Here is a 17,624-nt window from a genome sequence, read left to right on the forward strand (position 1 = left end):
TGGCTTCCCAGTTCACGCCGGTAAGCTGCATGTATTTACAGTTTCTGTACAGGATTGATGAGGACACGGATCAGTGACCGAAAAGGAAACGTCTCGGAGCAAGCACGGCAGTCAAAAGACACGAAAGCCGGCGAGGAAAAAGCACACTAAGCGCCGCTGGCCATGGATTGTGCTGGTTGTTCTGCTTATTGTCGTGGCTATCCCCGCCGCACTTTTTGGCTATGCCTATACGCAGTATGACGTCCCCGACTCCGAAGAGTTGCAGCCCAGCCAGATTTCCACCATCGTCGCCCGCGATGGTGAATCACAGCTGGCCAAGCTCGTGCCGCCGGAGGGTAACCGCCGTCAGGTCACCTTGGAGGAGATCCCCGACTATGTCGAGGATTCGGTTCTGGCTGCGGAGGATCGTGAGTTCTGGACGAACTCCGGCTTCTCCTTCACGGGTCTCGGCCGCGCTGTATTGGGCAAGCTCACCGGTGATGCCAGCGCTGGCGGTGGTTCCACCATCACTCAGCAGTACGTGAAGAACACCCTGGTGGGTGACGAGTACTCCTATGTTCGTAAGATTCGCGAGCTCATCTACTCGATCAAGATGACGAATGAATGGTCCAAGGAGGAAATCCTCAACGCCTACCTCAACACCGTTTACTTTGGTCGTAACGCGTATGGCATTGAAGCAGCCTCCAACGCGTACTTCAATAAGGACGCCAAGGATCTCACCATGGAGGAAGGCGCCCTGCTGGCTGGAGTCATCCAGTCGCCGTCTGTTCTCGATCCCTGGGTGGATGAGGGCCGCTCCCAGGCACGGTGGGATTATGTCATGGATGGCCTGGTTGAGATGGGGGATCTGGACGCAGCCGAGCGTGAGCAGCTGAAATTCCCGGAGACCCGTGACCCGTCCGAGTACTCCGCCTACACCGAAGCGCCGGGTGCTTACGGCCACATCAAGAACCAAGTGATTGATGAGCTGTCCCGTGTCGGTATCACCGAGGATCAACTGGCTACCGGCGGTCTCAAGGTGACGACCACCATCGACATGACCGTTCAGAATGCATCGACGGATGCTGCCCACGCAGAACTGGCTCAGCTGCAGGATGATGCCCGCGCGGCTGCCGTCACAATTGATCCAGCAACGGGTGCGGTGCGCGGCTACTACGGCGGTGATGACTCCAGCGGTTGGGATTATGCCAACTCCCCACTGCAGACCGGTTCTACCTTCAAGATCATGACCTTGGCCGCAGCTCTCCAGCAGGGCATTAGCCTCGATACTTACTACTCCTCGGCGCCCTACCAGCTGCCTGGATCGCAGCTCGTGACCAACGACGTGGGTGCCGGCTGCGGTAGCTGCTCCATCGCTGAGGCAATGAAGAATTCTTATAACACGTCCTTCCTGCGCCTCCAGGATGACTTGGAAAACAAGACGCAGGACACCGCGGATATGGCGCATGCGTTGGGCGTGCCGCGCAGTCTTCCGGGGATTGAAAAGACCCTCACTGAAAATGGTGGAACGCCGTACGAGGGCATCGTGCTGGGCCAGTACCAGTCGCGTCCGCTCGATATGGCGACGGCAATGGCCACCTTGACCAACCAAGGCATATGGCATCAGCCGCACTTCGTGGAAAAGGTAGAAAACGATGCCGGCGAAGTCCTCTACGAGAACCCGACCGACGGCGGTGAACGCCGTGTCTCCGCCAACGTGGCCAACAACGTGATCTCCGCGATGCAGCCAATTGCCGCATGGTCCAATGGTGCGCTAGCTGGCGGACGCCCGTCTGCCTCCAAGACTGGTACGACGCAGCTGGGCGATACGGGCCAGAACAAGGATGCGTGGATGGTCGGTTCCACGCCGCAGCTGGCTACAGCAGTGTGGGTAGGCACGGCCGACAACACCTCCGCAATCTTTAATCAGTGGGGCGGCATCATGTACGGCTCCAACTCGCCGACGAAGATCTGGAAGTCCATCTTGGACACCTCGCTTGCTGACGTCGAGCAGCAGGCCTTCCCGCAGGCTTATCCCATCAACTACGGCGTCGGCAGCTGGGGTTCTGGCTATACCTACGACCCGAGCCAGACCCAGACCTGGCAGCAGACTCCGGTCGCTCCGGGAGGGGAGACTGCGGAAGGCGGCGAGGGCAACGAGGGCGAAGTCCATGAGGGCGAGGGGCAGGACGGCGGCCCCGATAATGTTCCGGCGCAGCCGGAGCAGCCGGACCAACCCGAGATGCCGGCACAGCCGGAGCAGCCGAATTCCCCGTCGATCGATCAGTTGATTGATGATGGCCTTAACCAACTTCTCGGCCAATAGGAGACAGATTCCCCAGTGAGTCAGCAGACAACTCAACAGCTTGTTCCCCTCTCCTCCGAGTCGGTGACGCGCGGCGCGGTCAACGCTCTGGGCGGCCGTACGGGCCGTTTTGCCCGGTCCGGAAACGCTGGCTGGTGGACGCCGCTGCGCGTCATCATCACCTTGGCATGGACATTCTTGGCCTTCGGTTTCATGAGCAAGGCCACCTGTGCGGGAAGTCGTCGTGGTGACGACGGCGTCATCAGCCTCAACTGGGACGGCAACCGCCAGTACACTTCCTTTTGCTACAACGACATTGTGCCGCTCTACGGTGGGCGTGGCTTGGATGAGCCGGGCTTTCCCTATGCCTACTCATGGGTGGAAGGTGATCTGACGCGCTACATGGAGTATCCCGTGCTCGCGGGCCTGTTCCAGGGTGCCATGGGGTGGCTAGCGCGCAACACCTATGCTGCTGTTGAGTGGATTGGCATAGCGGATGTCAGCTGGTACTTCGGATTGACCGCGTTCTTCATGGCCCTCATGTGGGTCGGCGTTGTTGTCATGGTTTTTCAGCTCACTGGCAACCGTGCGTGGGATACCATCCTCGTGGCGGCCAGCCCGCTCGTTGTCATCCATGCGTTTACCAACTGGGACATTCCTTCCGTGGCGTTCATGGTGGGCGCTCTCCTTGCAGTGACCAAGCGCAAGAATCTGCTTGCCGGTGTCCTCATTGGATTGGGTACGGCGTTTAAGCTGTGGCCCCTCTTCATTCTTGGGGCTTTCTTGGTCCTCGCCATGCGGAACAAGCGTTGGGCACCGTTTGTCACGATGTTTGTCTCCACGATTGTCACGTGGGTCGTCGTCAACCTTCCGGTGGCGTTGAAGTACCCGGAGGCGTGGCGCGAATTCTTCCGCCTTAACCGGGAGCGCGGTGCGGAATGGACCACGATTTATGCGCTCATCAACCGGATCACGGGGGTGGACTTCTCGCCGGAGTTCCTGAACACGTTCTCGTTGGTGGCATTCCTCGTCTCCTGTGCAGCCATTGCGGTTCTGGGGCTGAAGGCGCCGCGCACTCCCCGTGTGGCTGAGCTGGTCTACCTCATCATTATGGCGTTCCTCATCTTCAACAAGGTGTGGTCGCCGCAGTACTCCCTGTGGCTTGTGGTGCCGGCGGTGTTGGCCCTGCCTCGTTGGCGTCTCATACTGAGCTGGGCGCTTGCCGACGCCCTCGTCTGGCCCATCCTCATGTGGCACATGCTCGGATCTGAAAACAAGGCCCTGCCGCATGAGATGCTTGACATTGCTGTCATGACGCGCGATGCCTTCATCATCGCTATTGGTGTGCTCGTCATCCGTCAGATGTGGGGCAAGACCGAGGACAAGGTTCGTGCGGCGCACGGTGGGCGCGATCCCCTTGCCGGAGGGTTCAGCACATGATCATCACGATTGTCGGCATCGTGTCGATTTTCCTGGGATTCTTGTGCGTAAGCACGGCCTACTATCTTTTTCAGCGTACTGAGAACCGCATGTGGCCTCTCGTTCTTGGGTTGCTGGCCCTCCTATTTCTCACTGTCATTCCGGCGAGTACCGCTATTTTCTTTGCGGCGACGACCAACGGCATGTAAAAGCTGGGGAGTGATTTCTTTTCCGCCGGTCAGTGCGGTACTGTGTGGGGGTTGCTTGACGCAACAGACCCTCCTGCCATATCCGCAAAGGTGATATGGCCGATACCAATTACTAGACCATAGGAGGTGATGAGGTCCGTGCGTCACTACGAAGTCATGATCATTCTGGATCCGAATCAGGATGAGCGCACCGTAACCCCGTCCCTGGATAAGTTCCTCGAAGTCATCCGCAAGGATGGCGGCAAAGTCGACAAGGTTGACGTGTGGGGCAAGCGCCGTCTTGCCTACCCGATCAGCAAGAAGGAAGAAGGCATCTACGTCGTCGTAGACCTGGAGTGCGAGTCCGAGTCGGTACTCGAGCTCGACCGTCGCCTGAACCTGAACGACTCCATTCTGCGTACCAAGGTTCTGCGCACCGACAGCAAATAGCGGATACTGGGTTTCGAGCATTTCTACACGAATCCACGTAACCGATATTAAGGAGTAAAGACATGGCTCAGGGAGATACCAACATTACGGTTGTCGGCAACATTGTTGCTGATCCGGAACTGCGCTTCACCCCGTCGGGTGCCGCAGTAGCAAACTTCCGCGTTGCCTCCACCCCGCGTCGCTATAACCAGCAGACCTCTCAGTGGGAGGACGGCGAGGCCATGTTCCTCACCTGCAACGTGTGGCGTCAAGCTGCAGAAAACGTTGCGGAGACCCTGACCAAGGGCATGCGTGTTATTGTCACTGGCCGTCTGCGCCAGCGGTCATACCAGACCCGTGAGGGCGATAACCGCACCGTCTTTGAGATTGAGGTCGATGAGGTAGGTCCGTCCCTGCGCTACGCATCCGCACAGGTCACCCGCAAGTCCGGCAACGGCGGCAATGGTGGCAACTACGGCGGCGGCCAGCAGCAAGGCGGCGGCAATTTCGGCGGCGGCAACAACTACGGTGGTGGCAGCAACCAGGGTGGTTTCTCTGGAAACCAATCCCAGTCTTCTGCCCCGCAGCAGTCTCAGCAGCAGTCGGCTCCAAGCAACGATCCGTGGAATTCGGCACCCCAAGCAGGAAGCTATGACGGTGCGGATGCAGAACCCCCGTTCTAAGACTGTCACGCAAGTATTCATTTAACTCAATTGAAAGGCAGGGATCATGAAGCTGATCCTCACCGCTGCCGTTGAGAACCTCGGCGCCCCTGGCGAAATTGTTGAGGTTAAGGACGGCTACGGACGTAACTACCTGCTTCCGCGCGGCCTGGCTATTGTTGCCACCCGCGGTGCTGAGAAGCAGATCGAGGGCATCAAGCGTGCTCAGGAAGCTCGCGAGATCCGCGACCTGGATCACGCACGCGAGGTCCGCACCCAGCTGGAGGAGCTCAAGGACGTTAAGGTCCCCGTGAAGACCTCCGAGTCCGGCAAGCTCTTCGGCTCCGTGTCCGCTGAGGACATTGTTAACGCCGTTGCCGCCGCTGGCGGCCCGAAGCTGGACAAGCGCATCGTTGTGCTGCCCAAGGGCCTGGTCAAGAAGACCGGCAACTACCAAGTCGAGCTCAAGCTGCACGCTGATGTTCTCGGCAAGGTGAACTTCTCGGTCGTTGCTGCCTAAGAACTAAGGCGCACGACGGTCAACTCCGTCCTTCCCACGTGTGAGGCGTGGCAGTAGGACGCAGACATGACCCACTGACAACAGCAAGGCGTAAAGGCCGTGTTTCTCCCACTATGTGAGGTGGTGGAGAGGGCACGGCCTTTCGCTGTTTTCCCAGTCCAGCAGCCGAGCCACCGGTACTGTGCAGAGATGTGGATAACTGTGAAATTCTGTGGATAACTCTTCGGCTAGTTTACGATGAGTTTACTCACACGGGTCGTTGTTAACCTGCTGGTAGCTGCGATTTAGCGCGAATAGTCGTACTTTTCCACCGAATCTGTGCACTTTTTCACACCGCAAAAAACTAGCTTTGACCTGCGGTTATTATCTATGCAGGTCACGGCAGGTATAAGTTATCCACAGCCCTGACCTTGGCCTTCCGGAGACCCAAGTCGCCTGAGCTGGTAATTCCACAACCTCCTGTGGATAAATCTGGAAGTTATGCCCAAGGGGGAGTGTCCGAGGCCTCGGCTAGACTGTTGTGTACTTCGCTGCTACGCCTTCTCTCCGGATCCAGCCAACGTGCCACAAGGTTTCGGGAGGGAGATAGCGGGCGGGACACGTGTAGGCAAATACGAGCACCCCGGGGGTTGATGAGAAATGACTAACGCCAGTTTCGACGATGACTCTGTACCACTGCCGCCGGAGCCCTCCGAGGATGAATCGCGCCGCTCCTATCGCCGCGGCCACTCACGCCCCGAGGAACCGAAGCGCTATGGAGAATTCCGCCAACCACCAGCAGACCGTGAGGCAGAGCAGGGCGTCTTGGGCGCGATGCTGCTCAGCCCGAATACGGTGATGGAAGTCATTGAGGAGCTTGAGCCCGAGGACTTCTACTACCCAGCCCACACGCTCATCTATCAGGCGATGATTGACCTGTATGCCGGCGGTACGGATATTGACGCGGTTATCGTGGCCTCCCGCCTGGACCGCTACAACAACTTGGAGCGCGTCGGCGGCGCGCCGTACCTTCACACCCTGCTTGCCACGGTTCCTACCGCAGCTAACGCACGGTATTACGCGGAAATCGTGGCGGAAAAGGCCGTGCTGCGCAAGCTTGTTGATGCCGGTACGCGCGTTGTTCAGCTCGGTTTTGAAGGCTCCGAGGACCTCGAGATTGAATCGGTTCTGGACCGCGCCCAGCAAGAGGTCTTCGCGGTGGCACAGAAGAAAACTACTGAGGACTATCGCTCGCTGACTGATCTTATTGACCCCACGATCGATGAGCTTGCTGCCCTCCAACAAAATGGCGTGGAAGCCGGCGTTCCCACCGGGTTCATTGACTTGGATAACCTCACTAACGGTCTGCGCGCGGGCCAGATGATCATTGTGGCGGCGCGTCCGGGTGTGGGTAAGTCCACCCTAGCCATGGACTTTATGCGCTCGGCGTCCTTGCAACACAATAAGACCTCCGTCGTGTTCTCCCTTGAGATGTCCGCCTCGGAGATCGTTATGCGCCTGCTCTCGGCGGAGGCGGAGGTCAAACTTTCCGATATGCGTGGTGGGCGTGTCTCCACGGAGGATTGGGCCAAGATTGATGACACCCTCAACCGCATCCAAGACGCGCCCCTGTTCATTGATGATTCCCCGAACCTCACCATGATGGAAATTCGTTCCAAGGCGCGCCGCCTGAAGCAGCAGCATGGCCTCGACCTCATTGTTTTGGACTATATGCAGCTGATGTCCTCGGGCAAGAAGGTGGAGTCTCGTCAGCAGGAGGTCTCGGAGTTCTCGCGCCAGCTTAAGCTGCTGGCCAAGGAACTTGAGGTTCCGCTGATTGCTATCTCGCAGCTAAACCGTGGTCCGGAATCCCGTACAGACAAGAAGCCCCAGTTGGCGGATCTGCGTGAGTCTGGTTCGCTGGAGCAGGACGCCGATATGGTTATGCTGCTCTACCGCCCAGACTCACAGGACCGCGATGATCCCCGCGCTGGCGAAGCGGACATTATTTTGGCCAAGCACCGTGGTGGTCCGATCGACACGGTCAAGGTGGCCCACCAGCTGCATTACTCCAAGTTCGTCAACATGGCGCACGGCTAGGGAGAGAACGGGAAAACCGGCTCCGGTTTAGAGGTCCACCACCGCGTTGGGGTCACCCAACCGTGGGCCAAGAATCACCAGCACCAAGAAAACCGCAGCTGCGGCCAGCGCCAGCCATCGCCACAGCGGGAAGAAACGCTCGCCACTAAGGCGCGCAAAGACTGCTCCGATGAGTGCGCCCAGGGTATTGAAGATGAGATCATCAATATCCGTGCGCCCGAGCGCGAAGGCATACTGCGTAGTTTCGAGCGCTAGGCTCAGAGCGAAGCCCCACGCGGCCGTCTTAGGCAACGACCGGCACAGGGCAAAGACCAGCATGCCGAAGGGAATGAAGAAGGCGGTATTGCCCGCGTATTCAAAGAGCGGGCCAAACCAGGTGCCGCCTGAAAATTCGTCGAGCGGTACCAGCCGCAGGTCCCTTACGCGCTGGTTTTCCGGCTTCCACAGGTAGCCGATCTGGTAGAAGGGCTTGAGCGTGGTGAGAGCGACCATCACCGCTATCCATGCGGCGAGAGATACTTTATTGAGCAAGGGCCTTGCCTCGAAGTTCGGGGAGGCTGAGCGCTGCGATTGCCGCTATGGCGAAGGCCGCGGCGAAGAGCACGAAGAGCCAGCCGGTACCTGCCGCAGCAATAAGAGGAGGGACAATGAGCGGGGCGAGGATGGAGGCGAGCCGGCCGAAACCAGCGGCGGCACCGGTGCCGCGTCCACGCAGTGCGGTGGGGTAGAGCTCTGGACCGATGGCGTAGAGCGCGCCCCATGCGCCCAAATTGAAGAAGGACAGCAGGCAGCCGGCCAGAATGATCATGGCCTCGCTGCCGGCGAAGCCGTAGAGACCCGCGGACAAGGCGGAGCCCACGAGGAAGGTAGCCAGTGTGCTGCGGCGCCCCCACACCTCAATGAGCCAGGCAGCCGCGGCGTAGCCAGGCAGCTGTGCCAGCGTGATGATGAGCGTGAAGCTGAAGGATTTCACCAGGGAGAAGCCGTCAGCAACAAGCAGAGACGGAATCCAGATGAAGGCGCCGTAGTACGACAGGTTGACGCAGAACCAGATGGTCCACAGCGCCAGTGTGCGGCCGCGCAGACTCTTTGACCAGATGCTGGTGGCGGTGACGTCTTCTTCGGAGTACGTCGGTGGGGGCGTCGTGCGGTCGATGTCGGCGTCATCTACCTCGGCTTCAAAGGAAGCGACGATCTCCTCGGCCTCCTCGTGGAGCCCCTGAGATTCTAGGAAGCGCACGGACTCGGGAAGCTTGAGCCGCACGAACAGAGCGTACACGGCCGGCACCATGCCGAGGGCTAATGCCCAGCGCCAGCCGCTTTCCGACGCCCCCACGACAAACGTTCCGATAACAGCCGCAAGAATCCAGCCCAAGGCCCAGAAGGCTTCGAGCAAGACGACCATGCGCCCGCGCACCTTGAGGGGCGCGAACTCAGAGATGAGGGTCGAGGCCACGGGAAGCTCCGCACCAAGCCCGAGTCCGATGAAGAAGCGTAGGACAATGAGAATCGTCAGCCCAGTCGCCAAGGCCGATGCGCCCGTTGCCAGTCCGTAGACCAGCAATGTCAGGGCAAAGATGTGGCGGCGGCCAAACTTATCGGCCAACAAGCCACCGAACGTGGCGCCCAACGCCATGCCGATGAAGCCGACAGAGGCGAGCCAGGAGGACTCGGTGGGCGTGATACCCCAGTGCACGGCGAGGGCTGCCATGATGAAGGAGATGAGGCCCACATCCATGGCATCGAGCGCCCAGCCAATGCCGGAGCCGAAGAGGAGACGTTTGTGCTTGGGAGTAACTGGAAGCCGGTCAAGGCGTTCCGTGCGGGAGATAGTGTGATGATCAAGACGATTCATGCACCGTTATGCTACTCCGAAGAGGTAAAGCTTTTTAGGCGAAGTGAATTCGTGACAACGAATACGGAGCTCAAAGCCATGGCCAACCCGGCGAGAAGGGGGTTGAGCAGGCCGAAGGCCGCAACCGGGATGAGAATAATATTATAGGCAAAAGCCCAGAAAAGATTGCTCTTGATGATGCGCAGCGTGCGGCGAGCAAGGCGCACAGAATCAGCCACGGAACTTAAGTCGTTGTTCATCACGGTGATATCGGACGCTTCGATGGCCACGTCCGCGCCGGCACCCATGGCAATGCCGAGGTCGGCCTGTGCAAGTGCGGCGGCATCGTTGACGCCGTCGCCCACCATGGCCACAACCTTCCCCTCGGCCTGAAGGCGCTTGACGGCATCGACCTTGTCTTCCGGCATGACCTCTGCCTGAACGTCTGGTTCCGCGATACCGACCTCGCGAGCAACGGCCTGAGCAGCATTGGCGTTGTCACCGGTGAGGAGGTAGGGCTCGAGTCCCAGCTCTTTCAGGCGGACAATAGCGGAAATGGAGGAATCCTTGATGCGGTCATGCAGTTCGATGGTGCCGGCTAGGTCACCGTCGACATAGACACCGACCTGGGTGCCCGTGCCCTCGTAGCCGGCAGGGGGACGGCCTACGCGAACCCGGGAGCCGTCGATAGTCGCTTCGATGCCCTGGCCGGGGAGTTCCTCATAGGCTTCCGCGGCGGGTAACTCGCCCTCGTAGGCGCCAACGATGGCGCGGGCGATGGGGTGCTTGGAGCCCTTCTCTACGGCCGCGGCGAGGCGCAAGAGTTCATCCTCGCTGCGGGGCTCGGCGTGCGGTCCACTCACGGGTGTCACGTCCGTGACAGACATACGGCCTTCGGTAATCGTGCCGGTCTTGTCTAGCACGATGGTGTCGATTTGCCGGGTTGATTCCAGGATTTCTGGACCCTTGATGAGGATGCCCATCTCGGCGCCGCGGCCCGTGCCGACGAGGATCGCGGTGGGCGTCGCCAAGCCCATGGCGCAGGGGCAGGCAATAATAAGCACGGCAACGGCGGCGACGAACGCTGGAGCCACGCCACCGACGAAGAGGTGCGCAATGAGGGTCAGCAGCGCGATACCGATGACGATGGGGACGAAGACACTCGCGATGCGATCGGCCAAGCGCTGGATGGGGGCTTTTGACGCCTGGGCATCGGTGACGAGCTTGCCCATCTGGGCCAAGACGGTATCTGAACCGACGCGCGTGGCGCGCACTTCGAGGCGGCCGGAGGCGTTGATGGTCGCGCCTGTAACGCGGCTGCCCGGGGAGACCTCAACGGGGAGAGATTCGCCAGTGAGCAAAGATTCATCAACTGCGGAGTGCCCAGCGGTGACGACACCATCCGAGGCGATCTTCTCACCAGGGCGAACCACGATGATGTCGCCCACGCGCAGGTCAGAGGCAGGGATGCGTTGTTCGGACTCTCCCCGCAGAACCGTGGCGTCTTTCGCCCCCATGGTGAGCAAGGTGGTTAAAGCCTCGGAGGAACGTCCCTTTGCCTTGACCTCAAACCACCGTCCGAGGAGTAGGAAGGTGATGACCATGCCTACGGACTCGAGGTAGATGTGGTCCATTTGGGCGTTGTTGGAGCGCAGCGTCATGTGCATGGTCATGCCGGGCATGCCGGCTTTGCCCAGGAAAAGGGCATAGAGTGACCAAGCATACGCGGCAGTGGTGCCCAAGGTGATGAGCGTGTCCATCGTGGCCGCACCGTGCTTGAGGTTGGCCCAGGTGGCCCGGTGGAAGGGCGCGCCGCCGAAGATGTAGACGATGGTCGCGAGCACCAGGCACGCCCACTGCCAATGCTGGAATTGCAGGGCCGGGACCATGGACAGCACCATGAGCGGCACTGACAACACCCCGGAGACGAGCGTGCGCTGCAGCAGGTCGGCGGCTTCGGCATCACGGGCGGATTCCGTCGTGGTGGGCGTCGAATCTGCCTCGCCCTCACCGCCCATGGTGAAGGCCCCGTATCCTGCGCCTTCAACAACCTCGATGAGGTCGCTGGGCGTGGTGGTTGCGGGGTCATAGCTCACCGACGCGGATTCCGTGGCGAAGTTGACCGTGGCCTCAACGCCTTCAACCTTGTTGAGCTTGCGCTCGACGCGGGAGGAGCATGAGGTGCATGTCATCCCGGTAACGCCGAGGTCGAGGTGGGCTAGGGGGGCGGCGGGCTGGAGGACGTTAGTCATGATAGTTAGGCCAGCTCGTAGCCGGCTTCGGCGATAGCGGCAGCAACCTGCTCGTCAGTGAAGCCCTCGCCACTGACGCTGACAGCGCCGGTAGCGTGGTCAGCAGTGACCTCGGTGACGCCGGCGATCTCGCCGACCTCTTCCTTGACTGACATTTCGCAGTGACCACAGGTCATGCCGGTAACGGTGTAGTTCTTGGTGGCCATGATGGTTTTCCCTTCTGTTGCGGATGTTCTTAAGCCGAGCATATACCCCCCTAGGGTATACGCGCAAGGAATAGAACGGTGTTGTGTACCGTTGTGGGGAGAAGAACCTAAGAATGAACCCGAACTGATAGGGAGATTGACCAATGGCAACGATCGACATTACTGAGGACAAGTTCAAGGAGCTCATTGAAGGCGAAGGCATCACGCTTGTTGATGCGTGGGCGGAATGGTGCGGTCCCTGCAAGCGCTTCGGCCCGATCTTTGAGAAGGCCTCCGAAGAGCACCCGGACGCCACCTTTGCCAAGCTCGATACTGAAGCTAATCAGGAGTTTGCAGCCAAGCTGCAGATTCAGTCCATCCCGACCCTGATGGTCTTCCGTGATGGCATCATGGTCTTCCGTGAGGCAGGTGCACTTCCGCCGGCAGCATTGGAGGACCTCATCACCCAGGTCAAGGCCCTCGACATGGACGAGGTTCGCGCCCAGGTGGAAAACCAGCAGGGCGAGCAGTCTGGCCCGACGGAGTAAATTCCTTTTACTCCCTCCGCGCGCTTTCCTGTGAGTATCGCTACACTCGCAGGAAAGCGCCTTTTTTTATTGAGCGTGACATCAAAGATTAAGAAGACTGCATTCAACAACCGCGGCAGCACACCTGGCCGCAGCAAGCATGAAGGAGTAAGCGCAATGGCTAATCCATTCAGCAAGGGCTGGAAGTATGTGATGGCATCTTTCGATCAGAAGATTGATGAGAATGCCGACCCGAAGGTCCAAATCCAGCAGGCGGTGGAAGGTGCCAAGGAGCAGCACCGCCAGATTTCCGAGCATGCTGCGGAGATCGTCGGCCGTAAGTCCCAGCTGGAGATGCAGCTCAACCGCCTGGTGAAGAACCAGAAGGACTGCCAGGATCAGACGCGCCGGGCATTGGAACTGGCGGAGAAGGCCGAGGACCCGCAGGTCGCGTCCGAGTACAACCAGGCTGCTGAGGTTGTAGCAAGCCAGCTCGTCGCCGTGGAGCAGGAGCTCGAGGGCGTGAAGGCCCAGCACGAGGCCGCTACCCAGGCCGCTGAGCAGGCCAAGGCTCAGCAGCAGCAGTCAGAGGCACGCCTCAAGGAGCAGCTGGCACAGGTAGACCAACTGCTGGCTCAGGCTGACCAGGCTGCGATGCAGGAGAAAAACGCTGAGGCTCTCGACTCCATGAATGAGTTGAAGCCTGACGATTCCACGCCGACGTTGGATGGCGTGCGCGCCAAGATTGAAAAGCGCTACGCTGACGCTCTCGGCGCCCAGGAGCTGCACCAAGCCTCAGGCGGGGATCGCATTCAGGAGATTACTGCCGCAGGCCACGATATGGCCGCGACCTCTCGCCTCGATGAGATTCGTGCCGAGATGGCCAAGGACAAGGAGCTAGAGTCCGGTGCTGGCGATAAGCCCGCGGACGCTATTGAAGCTGGTTCCGATGGCGAAACCGACGCCACCGAGGACGTAGAAGGGGCAGAGGGTCCCGACAGGAAGTAGCAGAGGGACCACACTACAGGGACCTTCCAGGGCGCGGGATTAAGATAATCCCAGGTCGCGGATAGCGACAAGCCTTAGAAGGTCCCTTTAGTGTGCTCCTCGTGAGGTGTCAGGCAGCAGCGTGCCGGTGTGGCTTCTCGGCACGCTGCGGGTACTGGCGCGCGTTAGCCGTCTTGGCGGCGGATGTTAATGAGCACGCCACGGATGCCGGAGTGGAAACCATCACGAAGATTCACGCGCTGGGTCTCGGTCAGGGTGTACTCATGAAGCGTTTCGCAGGCGAACTGCAACAGTGGGCGGTCGATCTCTGGGGGCAGGCCGCCGCCGGAGAGGAGGTGGGCTTGGTCGCGCTGATCGGCGCTGGCCGCGTTATCGAACCACCAGGAGGCGTACTGCTGACCAACGTCGAAGGGCGATTGGAAGCCGGCGGAGCTCCAGACCTCTTCAGGTAGCGGGACATACTTCGAGCGCAGCTTACGGCGCGGGGCCATCATGGAAGGCTTTGGTGCAGAGGGCTTGGGTGCCAGCTTCGGCGCCGCATTCTTATCTGAGGCCTGTGCATCCGCGGGCTTGGCCCCGGAAGAATCCTTGTTGGTGACGTCGTCCGCGTCGCTGGAGTCCTCCGTGGACGCCGCGGCGGCGGGCGAGCGACGGCCGGAAAGAATGGGCTCATCCTCGTCGATGGGCGCCTCGGCGGTCGCAGCGTCTGGTGCGGCGGGGGCCGCAGCGGAAGGAGTGGAGGGACCAGGCTTCGGCGCCGAAGGGAAGGCGGCTTGGGCTTCCGTTGGCTCTTCAGGCTCGTGGTCCTCACCGTTCGTGGTGCTGTCGGTGGGGGCGGAGGGTTGGTCGGCGGGGACGTCGCCAAGCACCGCGTCAGAATCGGACTCCTCGTCGGACTCGCGCGGCTCACGGATTGTCGGCGGCAGTGGCCCCTCGAGGACTTCGAGTTCCATGGCGTCGGCGAAGTCCTCGCGCGGGTCGAGGATGGTCGTGGAGTCACAGGCGTGGCGAAGGGCCGAGGACATGGAATCCCATCCGAAGCCGTAGAGGTGCACGCGTACGCCGTTGTTGACGGCCTCCTGGACGCCGGGAATCATGTCAGCGTCACCGGAGACCAAGACAAAGTCGGTGACCTGACCCTTCATTGCGGAGACAATCATGTCCGCGACGAGGCGGGTATCCACGGCCTTCTGCGTGCGGCGTTCCCCCCATTCGATGAGCTGGCCGGTGCGCAGTTGCACACCATCGCACACGCGTAGCGCGCGCTGGTAGCGGTGGGGGCCGGTATCGGGGATTCCGTCGTACCAGTACTGACGGTGAATACGGTTGCCCACCTGGTTTTCAATCATGCAGCCGAGGGAACTAACAACCTCGGGCAAATCAATCTCTAGTTGGGCCCGAGCGCCGGTCTCCCAGGAGTTATAAAAACTAGCGAGTAGGTATGACGTGTCAACGAAAACAAGTGTTCGCTCAAGCATGGCTCCTAAATTCCGTTCTATTGTTTCTAACTAATTTTTCTATGGTCACATTCGTGTGGTCCCCAGCCTAAGGCTAGTGGGTTCCAGTGTGCCCCATTGGTCACAAAACGTCGATAACCTTAAGGAAATTCGCAGGTCAAGCTGGTGTTGGGAGAGACTCTTGCAGGCGATATAGGGTTGGTTATATGGTTAGTTACATGAGTAACCAACCAACTAGGAGGCGTGCATGGACAATTCCGCGCAGCCCCTCTTTCGCCAGATAGCGGTGCTTATCGAGGACGCCATCATTGACGGCACTCTCGCTGAAGGTGCCCAGGCGCCGTCCACGAATGAGCTCGCCGCTTTCCACAGCATCAACCCAGCCACCGCCCGCAAGGGCCTCACCCTCCTCGCGGATCTCGGGATCCTCGAAAAACGCCGAGGCATCGGAATGTTCGTCACCTTTGGCGCGGCCGAACTTATTCGTGCACGCCGCCGCCAGGACTTTGCGGCCGAATACGCCGCCCCGCTTATCGACGAAGCCGTGCACCTGGGCTATACCCGCCAGCAACTCCACGACCTCATCGACTTAGTCGCAGAAAGCCGAGGACTCTACTCATGATTAAGACCCCAGATTTCACATTCAGCGACGGCCTCACCCACGGGCTTGTCGGCCCCAATGGCATTGGTAAGACCACTCTGTTGCGCAAAATTGCCGGTCAACTGGGTGGTTCCGGTATCACGGTTGACGGTGAGAAGCCCTTCGACAATGAGAAGGTGCTCAACAAAGTTGTGCTCATGGGCATTGATAACCCCCTGCCCGAAGGTTGGAACATGAAGAAGGTCTTCACCGTGTCCAGTCTGCGGTGGCCCACCTGGAATAAAGAGCGCGCCGAAGAGCTGGTCGAGCGCTTTGAGCTGCCCATGAAGAACTACTCGGGCCTGTCCCGGGGGCAGAAGTCGGCGGCTAGCTTCATCGTTGCGGTGGCATCGGGGGTGCCGATCATGCTTCTCGATGAGCCTTACCTTGGCCTAGATGCCGCTAAACGGGAAATCTTCTACGATGTGCTGCGCGAAGAGCACGGGCGCACCATTATTGTCTCCACCCACCACCTCAACGAATTGTCCGGTCTTCTCGACACGGTGGCCCTGATGGGGGAGAGCCCTCTGTCTGGTCCGATTGATGAGTTCATCGAGGGCGTCGTCCAGCTCACCGGCCCCGCCGAGAACCTCGATCGCGCCTTGGGGCGCCTGCAACTCCCGGTGCTCGAGCGCGAAAGCTCTGCGGTAGCGGACCGCGCGCTTGTCGACGCCCGACCCAACCACTCCGCCAACGTCTTCGACATGGCACAGGAGATGGGCCTGCGTGCTTCTGAGGTTTCCCTTGAACAGGCAGTACTGGCATTGGGGGAGACGCGATGAAGCTCTATAGACACATGGCGCTCTCGACATTCAGTGCAATCTACGCAATATGGATTATCGTCTTGCCGTTTCTGGGGCAGGACCGCGGAACTGGCTGGGCCATCGGCTATTCACTCTTTATGCCCCTCATGCTTTACCTTTCCCAACCTGACTTCTCGCGTTACCTCACTTTTGGTCTCAGTACACGCGTGTGGAATGGGCATCGGAGAATCAATGCTTCTTTAGCGCTTGTGCTCATTCTTGTCAGTGCACCTTTTGCGTTTCCCTGGTGGGTACTCATTGCCCCGGTGTTGGCATGGATAGTCTGCATGGTGAAGCAGTTTGAACCATCGCGTTTGACGGCGAAATCACTCATCGCTGGCAGCGATGGTGATTCTTCAACCGGCCTGTTCTCCGCTTCCCCGGCTTCTCAGATCATTCTGCGCCCGCAAGCCCGCGCATGGATGTGGGTGGCGTTCGGCGCCTTCCTCGCTATTGCGGCGACTGTTGCGATTATCCAACTGTGGGGCAAAAACGTGGGAATCGTGGGTACCATCGTCACCTTGATTGTCGTACCGATCCTAATGGACTCAGTGCGAAGTTCCTTGAAAGATGCAGTGACCTTCGGGCTGCCCCGCGCTGCCTGGGCTAAAACCACCCTGCTGTGCACCGTGATTCCAGTGGGCTTAGCGGCGGTGGCTGACCTGATAACCGCTGTAGTGACTGGAAATCTTGCAGGATTCACCGTCGTGCTTCTCGCGACAACCTCACTCCTCCTGAGTCTTGCCATTACCGATAAACAGACCTGGCACTACACGGTTGTCCTTGCAGCACTCATTGCGGCCATATTTCTCACCTTGCTCATCAATTCCACGATTCCAATGGAGTGGGCGGTCGCCGGAATGGTGATCATCTACCTTGCGTGGGCACTGACCTATCCCCGAATGGCAAAGCGTGCCAACGTCTTCAGCCCGGGGCTCATGGGGTGGTTTGGCGCGAGCTAGAAACTGCTCGCAGACAAGCGCTATAAAGCCAATGACGTGCACTTCTTGAGAGGCTAAAAACCTTCAATGAAGTGCATGTTTGTGTTTTATGGAGGCCGTGTGTAACTTTATACGAGTCAGCGCGACCGACAGCGCCCCACAGGAACGAAAGTTCTTGAAGAGTGGCGGTAGGAAAACAGGCCCTGACAAACAAAATTTTCTTTACTCGCAGTGCTGCGTTTCATCGAAAGATGTTCCGCATGACTGTGTGGTGATGATGTGTGAGAACTCAATAGTGTGCCAATGTACTTTTTTGTGTTGGTTGGTTTTTATTGTTCTGGCTGTGTCGTGTCGTATGTGCGGCATGGTTGGTGTATGCCGGATGGCGCTTTTTCA

17 protein-coding genes are annotated in these 17,624 nt (G+C 59.4%); 12 read left to right on the top strand and 5 right to left on the bottom strand.

Going from position 1 to position 17,624, the window contains the following annotated elements; genetic code table 11:
* Window positions 1–73: 73 nt before the first annotated feature.
* The 7 genes from M5J09_RS08030 (at window position 74) to dnaB (ending at window position 7,581) form a co-directional block, all read left to right on the top strand.
* Window positions 74–2,305 carry a transglycosylase domain-containing protein gene (locus M5J09_RS08030; RefSeq protein WP_374982111.1) on the top strand — a complete coding sequence of 744 codons (2,232 nt, stop codon included), beginning with the start codon at window positions 74–76 and terminating at the stop codon, window positions 2,303–2,305.
* Window positions 2,306–2,320: 15 nt separating this feature from the next.
* Window positions 2,321–3,724: a glycosyltransferase 87 family protein gene (locus M5J09_RS08035; RefSeq protein ID WP_257157520.1), complete on the top strand. Its 1,404-nt coding sequence runs from the start codon at window positions 2,321–2,323 to the stop codon at window positions 3,722–3,724.
* Window positions 3,721–3,912: a hypothetical protein gene (locus M5J09_RS08040; protein WP_042532791.1), complete on the top strand. Its 192-nt coding sequence runs from the start codon at window positions 3,721–3,723 to the stop codon at window positions 3,910–3,912. Before M5J09_RS08035 ends, M5J09_RS08040 begins: the two co-directional genes overlap by 4 nt.
* Window positions 3,913–4,050: 138 nt before the next feature.
* Window positions 4,051–4,341, top strand: a complete 291-nt coding sequence (gene rpsF / locus M5J09_RS08045; protein WP_257157521.1) for a 30S ribosomal protein S6 — start codon at window positions 4,051–4,053, stop codon at window positions 4,339–4,341.
* Window positions 4,342–4,403: 62 nt separating this feature from the next.
* Window positions 4,404–5,003: a single-stranded DNA-binding protein gene (locus tag M5J09_RS08050; RefSeq protein ID WP_042532787.1), complete on the top strand. Its 600-nt coding sequence runs from the start codon at window positions 4,404–4,406 to the stop codon at window positions 5,001–5,003.
* A gap of 46 nt (window positions 5,004–5,049) precedes the next feature.
* Window positions 5,050–5,502: a 50S ribosomal protein L9 gene (gene rplI, locus M5J09_RS08055; RefSeq protein ID WP_239181254.1), complete on the top strand. Its 453-nt coding sequence runs from the start codon at window positions 5,050–5,052 to the stop codon at window positions 5,500–5,502.
* A gap of 639 nt (window positions 5,503–6,141) precedes the next feature.
* Window positions 6,142–7,581, top strand: coding sequence for a replicative DNA helicase (dnaB, locus tag M5J09_RS08060; protein WP_042532782.1), 1,440 nt, complete (start codon window positions 6,142–6,144; stop codon window positions 7,579–7,581).
* A gap of 27 nt (window positions 7,582–7,608) precedes the next feature.
* Here the strand turns inward: dnaB and M5J09_RS08065 are convergent, their stop codons facing one another.
* Genes M5J09_RS08065 through M5J09_RS08080 form a run of 4 tightly spaced genes read right to left on the bottom strand, consistent with a single transcriptional unit; the run spans window position 7,609 to window position 11,873 of the window.
* On the bottom strand, window positions 7,609–8,112 hold the full coding sequence (locus M5J09_RS08065; RefSeq protein WP_374982112.1) for a VanZ family protein: 504 nt from the start codon (window positions 8,110–8,112) through the stop codon (window positions 7,609–7,611).
* On the bottom strand, window positions 8,102–9,436 hold the full coding sequence (locus tag M5J09_RS08070) for an MFS transporter (RefSeq protein ID WP_257157522.1): 1,335 nt from the start codon (window positions 9,434–9,436) through the stop codon (window positions 8,102–8,104). The genes M5J09_RS08065 and M5J09_RS08070 overlap by 11 nt, the downstream gene beginning before the upstream one ends.
* A gap of 11 nt (window positions 9,437–9,447) precedes the next feature.
* Window positions 9,448–11,667, bottom strand: coding sequence for a cation-translocating P-type ATPase (locus M5J09_RS08075; protein WP_257157523.1), 2,220 nt, complete (start codon window positions 11,665–11,667; stop codon window positions 9,448–9,450).
* A gap of 5 nt (window positions 11,668–11,672) precedes the next feature.
* Window positions 11,673–11,873, bottom strand: coding sequence for a heavy-metal-associated domain-containing protein (locus M5J09_RS08080; RefSeq protein WP_042532774.1), 201 nt, complete (start codon window positions 11,871–11,873; stop codon window positions 11,673–11,675).
* Window positions 11,874–12,016: 143 nt separating this feature from the next.
* Here M5J09_RS08080 and trxA point away from each other — a divergent pair, with 143 nt between their 5' ends.
* Both trxA and M5J09_RS08090 read left to right on the top strand, forming a co-directional pair.
* Window positions 12,017–12,400, top strand: coding sequence for a thioredoxin (gene trxA, locus M5J09_RS08085; protein ID WP_257157524.1), 384 nt, complete (start codon window positions 12,017–12,019; stop codon window positions 12,398–12,400).
* Window positions 12,401–12,556: 156 nt separating this feature from the next.
* The gene (locus tag M5J09_RS08090) at window positions 12,557–13,387 is read left to right on the top strand and encodes a PspA/IM30 family protein (RefSeq protein ID WP_257157525.1); all 831 of its coding nucleotides are present in this window, start codon (window positions 12,557–12,559) and stop codon (window positions 13,385–13,387) included.
* Window positions 13,388–13,551: 164 nt separating this feature from the next.
* On the opposite strand, the gene M5J09_RS08095 is transcribed toward M5J09_RS08090, so the two are convergent.
* Window positions 13,552–14,865: an NYN domain-containing protein gene (locus tag M5J09_RS08095; RefSeq protein ID WP_257157526.1), complete on the bottom strand. Its 1,314-nt coding sequence runs from the start codon at window positions 14,863–14,865 to the stop codon at window positions 13,552–13,554.
* Window positions 14,866–15,091: 226 nt separating this feature from the next.
* Here M5J09_RS08095 and M5J09_RS08100 point away from each other — a divergent pair, with 226 nt between their 5' ends.
* From M5J09_RS08100 to M5J09_RS08110, 3 genes are read left to right on the top strand one after another with little or no spacing between them, the layout of a single operon-like run.
* Entirely contained in the window at window positions 15,092–15,466 is a 375-nt protein-coding gene (locus M5J09_RS08100; protein WP_042532761.1) for a GntR family transcriptional regulator, read from the top strand.
* A complete protein-coding gene (locus tag M5J09_RS08105; protein WP_239181259.1) occupies window positions 15,463–16,266 on the top strand; it encodes an ATP-binding cassette domain-containing protein in 804 nt (267 codons plus the stop codon). The genes M5J09_RS08100 and M5J09_RS08105 overlap by 4 nt, the downstream gene beginning before the upstream one ends.
* Window positions 16,263–17,249, top strand: coding sequence for a hypothetical protein (locus tag M5J09_RS08110; RefSeq protein ID WP_257157527.1), 987 nt, complete (start codon window positions 16,263–16,265; stop codon window positions 17,247–17,249). Before M5J09_RS08105 ends, M5J09_RS08110 begins: the two co-directional genes overlap by 4 nt.
* Window positions 17,250–17,624: the final 375 nt, after the last annotated feature.

The sequence above is a fragment of the Corynebacterium sp. BF-R-2 genome (assembly GCF_024586525.1).
Taxonomy (GTDB): domain Bacteria; phylum Actinomycetota; class Actinomycetes; order Mycobacteriales; family Mycobacteriaceae; genus Corynebacterium; species Corynebacterium singulare.